10 protein-coding genes and 1 tRNA gene are annotated in these 10,975 nt (G+C 67.2%); 8 read left to right on the forward strand and 3 right to left on the reverse strand.

Going from position 1 to position 10,975, the window contains the following annotated elements:
• Nucleotides 1-88: 88 nt before the first annotated feature.
• The gene (locus A37W_RS0112035) at nucleotides 89-1,174 is read right to left on the reverse strand and encodes a transglutaminase-like domain-containing protein (RefSeq protein ID WP_018303290.1); all 1,086 of its coding nucleotides are present in this window, start codon (nucleotides 1,172-1,174) and stop codon (nucleotides 89-91) included.
• 307 nt (nucleotides 1,175-1,481) lie between these two features.
• On the opposite strand from A37W_RS0112035, the gene ilvD reads away from it, so the two are divergent.
• Both ilvD and A37W_RS21675 read left to right on the forward strand, forming a co-directional pair.
• A complete protein-coding gene (gene ilvD, locus A37W_RS0112040; protein ID WP_018303291.1) occupies nucleotides 1,482-3,311 on the forward strand; it encodes a dihydroxy-acid dehydratase in 1,830 nt (609 codons plus the stop codon).
• A 113-nt stretch (nucleotides 3,312-3,424) separates the two neighbouring features.
• Nucleotides 3,425-3,760 carry a hypothetical protein gene (locus A37W_RS21675; RefSeq protein WP_047772191.1) on the forward strand — a complete coding sequence of 112 codons (336 nt, stop codon included), beginning with the start codon at nucleotides 3,425-3,427 and terminating at the stop codon, nucleotides 3,758-3,760.
• On the opposite strand, the gene A37W_RS0112050 is transcribed toward A37W_RS21675, so the two are convergent.
• Nucleotides 3,761-4,783: a LacI family DNA-binding transcriptional regulator gene (locus A37W_RS0112050; RefSeq protein WP_018303293.1), complete on the reverse strand. Its 1,023-nt coding sequence runs from the start codon at nucleotides 4,781-4,783 to the stop codon at nucleotides 3,761-3,763. It abuts the gene before it with no gap.
• Between the two features lie 107 nt (nucleotides 4,784-4,890).
• Between A37W_RS0112050 and A37W_RS0112055 the strand changes: the two genes are divergently transcribed.
• Nucleotides 4,891-4,967: transfer RNA gene (locus tag A37W_RS0112055), tRNA-Arg, on the forward strand.
• Between the two features lie 133 nt (nucleotides 4,968-5,100).
• On the opposite strand, the gene A37W_RS0112060 is transcribed toward A37W_RS0112055, so the two are convergent.
• On the reverse strand, nucleotides 5,101-7,143 hold the full coding sequence (locus A37W_RS0112060; RefSeq protein WP_081617108.1) for a TniQ family protein: 2,043 nt from the start codon (nucleotides 7,141-7,143) through the stop codon (nucleotides 5,101-5,103).
• Nucleotides 7,144-7,450: 307 nt separating this feature from the next.
• Between A37W_RS0112060 and A37W_RS24125 the strand changes: the two genes are divergently transcribed.
• From A37W_RS24125 to A37W_RS0112080, 5 genes are all read left to right on the forward strand, one after another.
• Entirely contained in the window at nucleotides 7,451-7,723 is a 273-nt protein-coding gene (locus A37W_RS24125) for an AAA family ATPase (RefSeq protein WP_018303295.1), read from the forward strand.
• A gap of 96 nt (nucleotides 7,724-7,819) precedes the next feature.
• The gene (locus A37W_RS21680) at nucleotides 7,820-9,286 is read left to right on the forward strand and encodes an AAA family ATPase (protein ID WP_211206632.1); all 1,467 of its coding nucleotides are present in this window, start codon (nucleotides 7,820-7,822) and stop codon (nucleotides 9,284-9,286) included.
• Complete coding sequence (locus tag A37W_RS0112070; RefSeq protein ID WP_018303297.1) at nucleotides 9,283-10,173, forward strand: sensor histidine kinase; 891 nt, start codon at nucleotides 9,283-9,285, stop codon at nucleotides 10,171-10,173. The genes A37W_RS21680 and A37W_RS0112070 overlap by 4 nt, the downstream gene beginning before the upstream one ends.
• Complete coding sequence (locus A37W_RS0112075) at nucleotides 10,170-10,772, forward strand: DNA-binding transcriptional response regulator (protein WP_018303298.1); 603 nt, start codon at nucleotides 10,170-10,172, stop codon at nucleotides 10,770-10,772. The genes A37W_RS0112070 and A37W_RS0112075 overlap by 4 nt, the downstream gene beginning before the upstream one ends.
• The coding region (locus A37W_RS0112080; RefSeq protein ID WP_018303299.1) for a transposase at nucleotides 10,769-10,975 on the forward strand (207 nt) is incomplete at its 3' end. The genes A37W_RS0112075 and A37W_RS0112080, both read left to right, overlap by 4 nt.

Genomic DNA, 10,975 nt, shown 5'->3' on the forward strand with positions numbered 1-10,975 from the left:
CGGACTGGACGAGAGATGGCGGTACCAACGCCACCCCCGCCCCGCGATCCGGTCGGCCGGCGGGATCGCCGCCGGCCGGGGACGCGACTCAGCCGACCTCCTCGGCCGTGATCGTGTAGGCGAAGGTATCGGGGGACAGCTCGTCGCGCCATGCGCCGCCGACTTCGGCCTGCGGGTACATCAGGAACGGCACCGGGCCGAAGGAGGCGCCGGGCAGCACCACGTCGTGGGCGTCGTTGAAGGCGATCCAGTTGCCCTCGGAGGCGCCGAACAGGGCGGCGCGGACGTCGGCGACGACCGGATCGGCGAGGGGGCGCGCCGCCGGCGGCTCCTCCAGCGCGACCTTGCGGACGTCGGCGGGGTCGGCGGGGACCCAGCCGGCGCCGTCCAGGAACACCTCCGCCCGGCAATGCTGCGCCCTGGTCACGTCGGACGAGCCGGCGCCGAGGCTGCGGTAGTCGAACGCCGACGGCGCGACGCGCAGACCGTAGAGGTCGCGCGCCGGCAGGCCGGCGGCGCGGGCGAGGCCGACGAACAGGGCGTTAAGGTCGGCGCACTTGCCGGTCAGGTCGCCGGTATGCAGCATCGAGGCGACGTCGCCGAGGCCGCAGCCGCGGGTCTCGGGATCGCGCTCGGTGCTCTCGACGACCCAATTATACAGGCGCTCGGCCTTGCGGCGGTCGCTCCACGTCCAGCCGACGATGCTCTCCGCCGTCTCGCGGACGATGCCGTCGGTGGGGATGAGGTCGGTCGGGGCGGTGTAGCGGGCGCGCTCGGCCTCGGTGAGGGTCGCGCCGGTGTCGGCGCCCGGGTCGACGCGGCGGTCGCGGGTGGCGACGGTGGAGACGACCTCCAGCACCGCGTCGGCGTCGGCGGCGTCCCAGACGGCGTGGACGAAGGAGAGGTCCTGCTCCGCGTCCTCCACCAGCGCCACCTGCGCGTCCGGCGCGCTCCAGGTGGTCTCGCCCGGCCGCGACCAGCCTTCGGCGGCGAGGGAGGGCACGGGGACCCAGGCCTGCGCCGGGGCGCCGCTGCGCGGCAGCACGACGCGCGTGGTCACGCGGAAGGTGCGCCAGTCGCCGGGGGTCGGCGCGTAGAGGGCGGCGGCCCCGCGGGGCAGGGCGACGAGGGCGGCGGCGGCGCCGGAGGCGAGGACGGAGCGGCGGGTCAGCATGGCAGGGTCTCCCGGGATCAGGGTCAGGCGGCGTATAAGAGCACGGGCACGCAACGGAAAGGGCGCCGTCGGGGGGACCGAAGGCCACGGATGGGACGTCGGGCCGAGAAACGCCGGAGCCAGCGTCTGGTCCGAGGTCCCGTCACCCCCTTTCCGGTGAGGACATGGGCGAACCTCCCGAAACCCATCTGCTACCGTGTCTGCGAGGGCGCCTTGAACTGTGATGCAACGGACCTGGGATCGGTGGGACGCTTTTCCCTGCGGCACGGGCGGTCTATGACGGCCCTCGCCGACAGGAGGACGCCCGATGCCGCACTACCGCTCCCGCACCACCACGCATGGACGCAACATGGCCGGGGCCCGGGGCCTCTGGCGCGCGACCGGCATGAAGGACGGCGACTTCGGCAAGCCGATCATCGCCATCGTCAACTCCTTCACCCAGTTCGTCCCCGGCCACGTCCACCTCAAGGACCTCGGCCAGATGGTCGCCCGCGAGGTCGAGAAGGCCGGCGGCGTGGCGAAGGAGTTCAACACCATCGCCGTCGACGACGGCATCGCGATGGGCCACGACGGGATGCTGTACTCGCTGCCCAGCCGCGAGATCATCGCCGACAGCGTGGAATACATGGTGAACGCGCACTGCGCCGACGCGATGGTCTGCATCTCGAATTGCGACAAGATCACCCCCGGCATGCTGAATGCGGCGATGCGGCTGAACATCCCGGTCGTGTTCGTCAGCGGCGGGCCGATGGAGGCGGGCAAGGTCGTCCTCAAGGGCAAGGAGCAGGCGCTCGACCTCGTGGACGCGATGGTCGCGGCCGCCGACGACAGCTACACCGACGAGGAAGTGCAGAGCATCGAGGCCGCCGCCTGCCCCACCTGCGGCTCGTGCTCGGGCATGTTCACCGCGAACTCGATGAACTGCCTGACCGAGGCGCTTGGCCTGTCCCTGCCCGGCAACGGCTCCACCCTCGCCACCCACGCCGACCGGCAGCGCCTGTTCGTGGAGGCGGGGCACCTGATCGTCGACCTCGCCCGCCGCTACTACGAGGGCGAGGACGCCTCGGTCCTGCCGCGCAACATCGCGACCTTCGCCGCGTTCGAGAACGCGATGAGCCTCGACATCGCGATGGGCGGGTCGACCAACACGGTGCTGCACCTGCTGGCCGCCGCACACGAGGGCGGCGTCGACTTCACGATGGCCGACATCGACCGCCTGTCCCGCAAGGTGCCCTGCCTGTGCAAGGTCGCGCCGGCCAAGTCCGACGTGCACATGGAGGACGTCCACCGCGCCGGCGGCATCATGGCGATCCTGGGCGAGCTGGACCGCGCCGGCCTCCTCGACACGTCGGTCGGGTCGGTCCACGCCGAAAGCCTCGCCGCCGCGCTCGACCGCTGGGACGTGTCGCGCACCAACAGCGACAGCGTGCGCGACTTCTTCATGGCCGCGCCGGGCGGCGTGCCGACGCAGACCGCGTTCAGTCAGTCGCGCCGCTACACCGAGCTGGATCTCGACCGGGCGAAGGGCGTGATCCGCGACCGCGACCACGCCTTCAGCCAGGATGGCGGCCTCGCCGTGCTCTACGGCAACCTCGCCGAGGACGGCTGCATCGTGAAGACGGCCGGCGTCGACGAGTCGATCCTGACCTTCACCGGCACTGCCCGCGTGTTCGAGAGCCAGGACGATGCCGTCAGCGGCATCCTCACCGGCAAGGTGAAAGAGGGCGAGGTCGTCCTCATCCGCTACGAGGGGCCGCGCGGCGGGCCGGGGATGCAGGAGATGCTGTATCCGACCAGCTACTTGAAATCGAAGGGGCTGGGGAAAGCCTGCGCCCTCGTCACCGACGGCCGCTTCTCGGGCGGCTCGTCGGGCCTGTCGATCGGCCACGTCTCGCCCGAGGCGGCCGAGGGCGGGCTGATCGGCCTCGTCGAGACCGGGGACGTGATCGAGATCGACATCCCGGCCCGGACCATCCACCTCGCCGTGGACGACGCGACGCTGGCCGCGCGGCGGGCGGCGCAGGAGGAGGCGGGCTGGCAGCCGGCGCAGCCGCGCAAGCGCAAGGTGACGGCGGCGCTGCGGGCCTATGCGGCGCTGACGACCAGCGCCGCGCGGGGCGCGGTCCGCGACATCTGAGCCCGCGCCGCGGCGTGGCGCTTGGGTCGCGCTGACGGGGACTCGGCCGGGCGCGCGCTTGGCAGGGGCGCCCGGCGTCGGCAGAGTGACCGCGGGCAGGGATGGAGACGGGCATGAAACGGACCTTCGCAGCGCTGGCGGCACTCGCAGTGGCCCCCGGACTGGCGGCGGCGCAGGTCGCGGACGGGCTCTACGAGATCGGCCAGTGCGCTGGCGTGTCGGACGCGCAGGCACGGCTGTCCGGGTCGGTCATCGAGTTCTGGGAATCGCGCTGCGACCTGACGGTCCCGGTCAACGTCCGCGACATGGGCGGCGCGACGCTCTACGACGCGGTCTGCACCGGCGAGGGACAGGAGTGGAGCCGGCGGATGCTGCTGATGCAGGGCCCGGACGGCCGCCTCGTCGTCGTGCAGGCCGGCTTCGCCACGACCTACCAGCGCTGCGACTGATCAGCGGCGGCGCAGCGTCTCGCCTTCGTCCAGCTTGGGCGTCAGCTCCACCATCCGCTCGTGGGGGGCGTCAGGATCGGCGTGGCGGCCCGCGACGATCTCGGCCGCCTTGGCGCCGATCTCGCGCCGGCAGGCGTCCATCGTGGCGAGACGCATGGGCAGCCCGTCCAGCAGTTCCACCCCGTTGAACCCGGCGAGGCCCATCCGGGCCGGCACCTCGATCCCCTGCGCCTGCAGCTCCAGAAGGCCGCCGGCGCCGATCATGTCGTTGGAGTAGTACAGGAAATCGAGGTCGGGCGTGCGCTGCAGCATCGCCCGCGTCAACTCCCGCCCCTTCGCCAGCGCCGAGCCGCCCGAGTAGAATTCCTGGTCCGCGATCTCGATCCCGGCCTTGCCGAGCGTGCGGGTGAAGCCCTCGAACCGCTTCCGCGCGCGGTGGTCGAGCGGCATCTTGGTGCCGAGAAAGCCGATCCGGCGGTAGCCCTCGGCGATGATCGCCTCGGCCATGAAGCGGCCGGCGCGGCGGTGGCTGATGCCGACGCAGGCGTCCACCGGCTCGCCGTCGGTGTCCATGATCTCGACCACCGGGCAGCCGGCGCTGCGCAGCATGGCGCGGACCGCGTCGCTGTGCTCGATGCCGGCGATGATGACGCCGGACGGCCGCCAGGACAGCAGCTCGTAGACGACCTTCTCCTCCTTCTCGGGGAGGTAGTCGGTGACGCCGACGACCGGCTGCAGCTCGGTCCCCGCCAGCACCTCGGACACGCCGGCCAGCACTTCGGGAAAGACCATGTTGCGCAGCGACGGGACGATGACGCCGACGAGGTTCACCCGGCTGGAGGCGAGAGAGCCGGCGATCCGGTTCGGCACGTAGCCGAGGCGCTTGGCCGCCTCCTGCACCTTCTCGCGGGTGGCGGGACTGACATCGCCCATACCGCGCAGCACCCGGCTCACCGTCATCTCGCTGACGCCCGATGCCTCGGAGACGTCGCGCAGGGTCAGGGGACGGCGGGGCGGAGGCACGGGCGATCTCGGTCCGAAATTTCGTTCCGCCCCGGCTTACCGCCTCGCCCCGCGCTTGTCCAAGACGTTGACGGACCGTCGCCGGGCGGGCATTGAAGGGTCCGGTCGGTCCCGTGGCTCAACTGGATAGAGCAGCCCCCTCCTAAGGGGCAGGTTGCAGGTTCGAATCCTGCCGGGATCACCATTCTCCCCCACAACCGACATGTCAGAAAAAGGAGATGCATGCGCAGCGCGCAGCAATAGCGTGCGCAAGGCCTGTCAAGCAGCATCTTCGTCAATTCAGCCGCCAGTGGCGAAGGCCAAAGAATCTCCTTGTTTTACTGCTTCTTCGTCTCGTTCGCGCGAAACCTTGCGACCGCTCGGTCGACGGACGCCCGCGCATAGACCCGCTCGACGGCACCGCTACTTGTGCTCACCGCCTCAACACCCTGCGCCGTGAAGATCGACGCCAGCCGTCGCCAGTTCAGTCCGGTGGCCTCGCCCGCCGTCTGGAGGCTGTAGAACCGGCGGTGGAAGCTGTCGGCATCGGTCGGGAGGATCCTGATGTGAACCCGCCCGGTCCTGGGGTCCACGACATCGGACGCGGTCATCAGACCCTCGTCGATCATCGACTGAATAGCCCCTGCGCCTCTCACGCCGATGCTCGTCCCGAATGCGGATGGGGACAAACCGGCGTGCTGCGGCGGCCTGAACCTCTCCTCAACGGCGGCGGCCAGGACTCGGAGCGCCCCGTAGCCGTTGGCCCCTTCCGCCAGACCCGCGACAAGCTGCCCCCGCTCGATCAGTCGGAACAGGTCCGAAAGCGGCGCACGATATCTCGCGGCGGCATCCTGCGGGTGGAGCCACCCGGCGACGTCGGCCTTCAGCGGGCGTGCCGCTGCTGCAAGCCGCGAGACGATGGCGAGACCATCCTGCACCGCCCACGCCCGGCGTATATTCGCAGCCTCGATCCTCGGTCGGATGAGGCCCTCATCGACGAGCGCATCGAACTGGGTCTCGGACGCCCCCATCGCTTCCCGCACCTGAGCGAGGTGAACGAGCTCGGAGATCATGGGGGTCATGCGATCCAGCTTCTCCGCTGGAAAGACGATCGTCGCGTCCGATTGATCACTGTCGCCAGGAATCACCCCCTGGGCTACGAGCAGCCTTCGGAGCGTCCCCTCGTCCTCCCCTGTTTCCTCCGCTGCCGACGCCAGAGAGTGGAGCCGGCGGCGCTCGACAACCCGACCCAGGACCATTTCTCCGGCGGCCACCGGCCAAGTCCGCAGCACCTTCTCGCGCACGATGTCGCGGAAGAAATCGAACCCGTCGTCCGTGTTCAGTCCTGTCCTGAGGCCAGCATACAGGGGACCGAGCACCGTGGATCTCCGGTCGGAAAGCTGACGGCTGGCCAGCAGATCGTCGAGGAAATCTTCGAAGGCATTCTTGCCATCTGACAGCAGCGCGAACCCAGCCGAATACGCGTCATGTATCGACCGGGCATCCTCCGCCACTGCGTCGCCGCCCTGTCCGAGCCGAAGTCCGACGAGGTAACACATAGTCGCTGCCACGTTGATCGGATGCCCGCCAAGGCTGCTGTCATCCTCTCCCGACGCCAGGCTCGTGTCGAGCCACCGGTCATACGGTGTCGGCTCGAGTTCCGCTTGCTGGATTGAACGCTGACTGATTTCATCTGCGAGCTCGGCGAGCCGAGCCTGAATGTCGTAACGGTGTCTTGGCCTCCTCTCCGTCCAGAGCGGCGCCAAGGCACGCTCATGGTGCAGGCAAACAAGGGTGTGTCGCAGGAGCCATGCTCCGGACATCGCCATAAAGCCGAGCGGGTCACGGTGGAGTGACGCTTCATGCAAGCATTGCGGACAACCGCGGACGACGGGGCTCCGGATGGCGCGCGACACCAGCGTGTCGCCCCGATACATCATCCTGACCCCTGCCAGGGGTCGCCCAGTCCACGAAACGAGCTCAGCACCTGCTTCAGCGTCGAGACCGGCAAGCTGCATGAGCTGATCCATAACCCCTTCGTCGAGGGCCAGCATCTTGTTCAGCGGCAGTGCCAGGTCATGCGAAAACTCCGCGAGGTTAACGCCATTCACCGCGGCCAGGCGGCCAGCGAAGGAGAAGGCCGTCTCTCGGTCGATGGGTTCGACGCTCAGGGTCAGGCGAGTTCGGATGTGAGAGCCTCCTTGTAGTGGGGCGAGACTACCCGTGCGAGAGGAGACTTCTACCCGCGCTGAGACGGGAAAGCTGACCTTCGCTGTGGCCAGAGCGAAGATCGCTGAAGGGCGGGGAGCTGTCGTTCGCTGCGCCCGCGAGCCAATGTCGCGGAAGGGCGGAGAGCGGACGATCGCTGCGTCAGCGACCAACGTCCAGGAAGGGCGGGAAGCAGCCGTTCACTGCACTGAGCGCCGAAGTCGTAGAAGGGCGGGAAGCGGTCCTTCGCTGCACCAAGCAGTAAGGACCGCTCCGGAACCGCTGCAGCCCCGCTGCTTATCGGAGCGCCGAACGTTCGAGATCACAGACAGACAGGCAGACAGACAACACATCTCGGCCAAGCTTTTCAGCGCCGCGTGATCAGGTTAGAGAGTCATGAACCGAACGATACGGCGGGCTAGAGCTCGGCTTATTTGTAGCCGGTGCCGTCGACCTGCCCGGGGATGAAGGGCGCAGTTATTGCACATCGAGCGCATCCAAATTGAGGAAGGATTTCTCAACGGCTTCGACGTGTCGCCGAAGGTTGGGCTCAACGTCATCATCGGCGCGCGCGGCACGGGTAAGACCTCGCTGATCGAGCTCATCCGCTTTTGTCTGAATGTCGATGGCTATACCCCGGAGACCGGCCGCCGCAGCCACGAACACGCGCTCTCCGTGCTGGGTTCGGGTCAGATCACGCTGACGCTGGTCGATGGAGATCGACGCATCGTGGTTTCGCGATCGGCGAACTAAGCGACCCCCCGCACGTCCGGAGCGTTCCTGCCGCCGATTATCCTGTCGCAGACAGAAATCGAGACAGTGGGACTTCAGCCCGGCGGTCGACTCCGGTTGCTGGACGGGTTTCTCGGCGATCAGCGCTCGATCGCCGCAGCGGAAGCGGATGCGATTGCAACGGTTCGCTCAGTGACCGCGGAAGCGGACGCGATGCGCAAGGATATCGAAAAGCTCAACGCCCAGCTTTCCGAGCTGCCCAGCATTGAAGATCAATTGGCGCAGCTCGCGCCGCATGAGCAACAGCTTGCGGCCTTGTCCGCTGTCGCTCAGGCCAAGGCTGAGCAACTGAACGCCCTCTCTGATACAATTTCGGTCAAGGGTGTCGCCTCGGCGGCGGTGCAGAGGTTCCGAGCAGCGGTGGCGAAATGGCGGGATGCGCTCGCCCCCGTCCAGGCGATGGCCGCAGCCGAGGTGTGGCCGGCCAATGCCGGAGCCGACGCCCTGGGCGACGTGCGGACCCGCGTCGCGACGGCCCATCGGTACATTGCAGCCGCCCTTGAGGAACTTGCAGCTGTCGAGGCCACCACGGGGCAGATCGCATCGAGATTCGAGGCCGAGAAGATCGGCTATGAGGATCAGGCGCGTGCGTTACGCCGTGACATAGAAGGGTTCCAGACCGGCGCGGGCGACATCGCGCGGCGCGGCCACGCACTCCGCGAGCGAAAGGCGCAATTGGAGTCGCTGCGCGGCGTCCTCTCGACCCGTATCGCAGCTATGCAGTCCGCGGCGGCTCGGCGTTCGGCGGCATTGGACGTTTTGGAAGCGGCCCGGACGCAACGGTACGAAGCGCGCGCCCAGGCAGCGAACCGGCTAAACCAGGTGCTGGGGCCGCGCATCCGCGTCGCGATCATGCGCGGTGGTCTAACCAACGCATTCGCGGCGACGCTGACCGATGCGCTGCGCGGGAGCGGCCTGCGCTACAATGACATGGTCGGCACCCTAGCGCAGCGGATAAGCCCTCGCGAACTGCTCGAGGCGGTCGAAAATGACGATTACGACCTCGTCGCCACGCGCGGGTCGCTGTCGCTGGATCGTGCCGCCAAGACCGTGCTGGCGCTTAAGGAGGCCGATCTCGGCTCGATCGCGACGGTGCCGGTCGAGGACTATGTCACTTTCTCACTGTTGGATGGCGCGGACCACAAGGACATCGCCGATCTCTCGACAGGGCAACGCTGCACCGTGATCCTGCCGCTGGTTCTGCGACACGTCGACCGGCTGCTAATTGTCGATCAACCGGAAGACCATATCGACAATGCATTCATTGCCGATACTCTGATCAAGGCCATCCTCGCGCGCCCAGCCAATGGCCAGCTTATCTTCTCGACCCACAACGCCAACATCCCCGTGCTCGGCAACGCGGACTTCGTTGTGCAACTAGAGTCGGATGGTCGCCGTGGTTTCCCTTTGGTCGCCGCGCCGCTGTCGTCGGCCAACGTGGTTCAGGCTATCAGCTCAGTCATGGAGGGAGGCGCAGAAGCTTTCCGGCGCCGCGCTGCCTTCTATGCGCAGCCACGCCTATGACGCGCGAGGAGGCTCTTGCCCAACTGGGCGCTTCTTCGGCGCATCTGCGCGGCCAAGCCGCCCGCGCGCTCGGAACGCTAGGGCGAAGCGGCGACCTGACCCGGTTGCGCAAAGCGCTTAAGGCTGAGACCGTCTCGCACGTCAACTACGCTCTGCAGGACACGATCCGGCGGCTGGCGCACCAGCAACAGCCGGACCTGCTTACCGTTGACGATGCCGATGTGATCCCCGGGGAGGTCCGCCAGCAGATCTATGGCCAAGCGGTCGAGTGGATTACGGGCTTCCTCCTGCACGAAATCGCTTCGTCGATCGGGCTGGTGCGGCTAGCGGGGAGGCGCGAACTCGGCGAGTTCTGGGACGACTCGGAGACTAAGCGCCACCTAGAGTCGGTCAATCGCGTGTTCGAGGCGATCGAGACGCTGAAGAATGCGGCAGCGGTGCCGAGGCCGGAGCAATTCGACCTCGCGGCCCTGATCGACGAGCTAATAAGCACCTATCCCCCTAAGACCACCGAGTGGATTTCCACGATCGGCGCGCGGCCATGCTTGATCAGGGGCGACCCGTCGCTGATCCGAATGGTGTTGGTGAATGGTCTGCGCAATGCCGTCGAAGCCCAGGAGACGGCCGGCCGTGCGCCGCAGCCGCACGACGTGACCGTAAGTTGGGGCGAGACCGACGTCGACTACTGGGTCTCCGTGCTCGACCATGGCGCAGGAATAAACGGCCCCGTCGAGACAGCGTTCGAGATTGGCAATTCGACCAAGAAGAATCACACCGGCTTTGGGCTCGCGATCGCACGACAGGCAGTCGAAACGATGATCGGTTCTCTTGTGCTTGAACCGGCGAAGGACGGCGGCGCGCTCTATACCGCACGGTGGCGTAAATGACCGCCTTCGTTCTGATCGTCGAGGATGACGACGAATATGTCGTTGAGATCCTCAAGATTCTCGAGGGTCTCGGTGCCCCCTATAGGCCTGTTGTTGCGCAGACCCGTGATGAAGCGCGTGCGCGGCTCGATAGCGAATTCTTCGACTTCGCCATTCTCGACCTGAAGATTCCGACAAGCGAAAAGACGCTCGATCTTGATCCGGGGCATGGGAAGACGATATTCCACCACGCGCGTCGGGTTACGCCCGGCACAAAGCTGCTAGTTCTGACCTCCTCGCCGTCGGACGACTTCATCGCTGACCTTCTGACGCAGAAGCATGACGCCGACATCTGGGGCGAGGGCGCAAAGGTCGACACGGTCGAATTTCTGCGCAAAATCGACATCGACAGGGCCCCCGAGAGCATTGGCAAGGTACTCCACGCCATCCATGCGCTGGACGGGGTGGAGCTCGACCTGCGCGCGGTGAACCTCGATACCGGCGAGGATCGGCTGGTCCGCATCTTTGCCAAGCGTGCTCTGCCCCCTGAGAACTGGACAGCGCGAAGCTGGAGTTTTCGGCTACGCTTCCCTGGCTGGGACAGGAGCGGAATCGGATGAAGGCATCGAGGTTCACGGAGGCGCAGAAGGCGTTCGTGCTGAAGCAGGGTGAGGAAGGGACGCCGGTCGCGGAGATCTGCCGCAAGGCGGGGATCAGCCAGGCGACCTACTTCAACTGGAAGAAGCGATACGGCGGCCTGCTGCCCGACGAGATGCGGCGGCTGAAGGCGCTGGAAGACGAGAACGCGCGGCTGAAGAAGATC

The sequence above is a fragment of the Wenxinia marina DSM 24838 genome, assembly GCF_000379485.1.
Classification (GTDB): Bacteria; Pseudomonadota; Alphaproteobacteria; order Rhodobacterales; family Rhodobacteraceae; genus Wenxinia; species Wenxinia marina.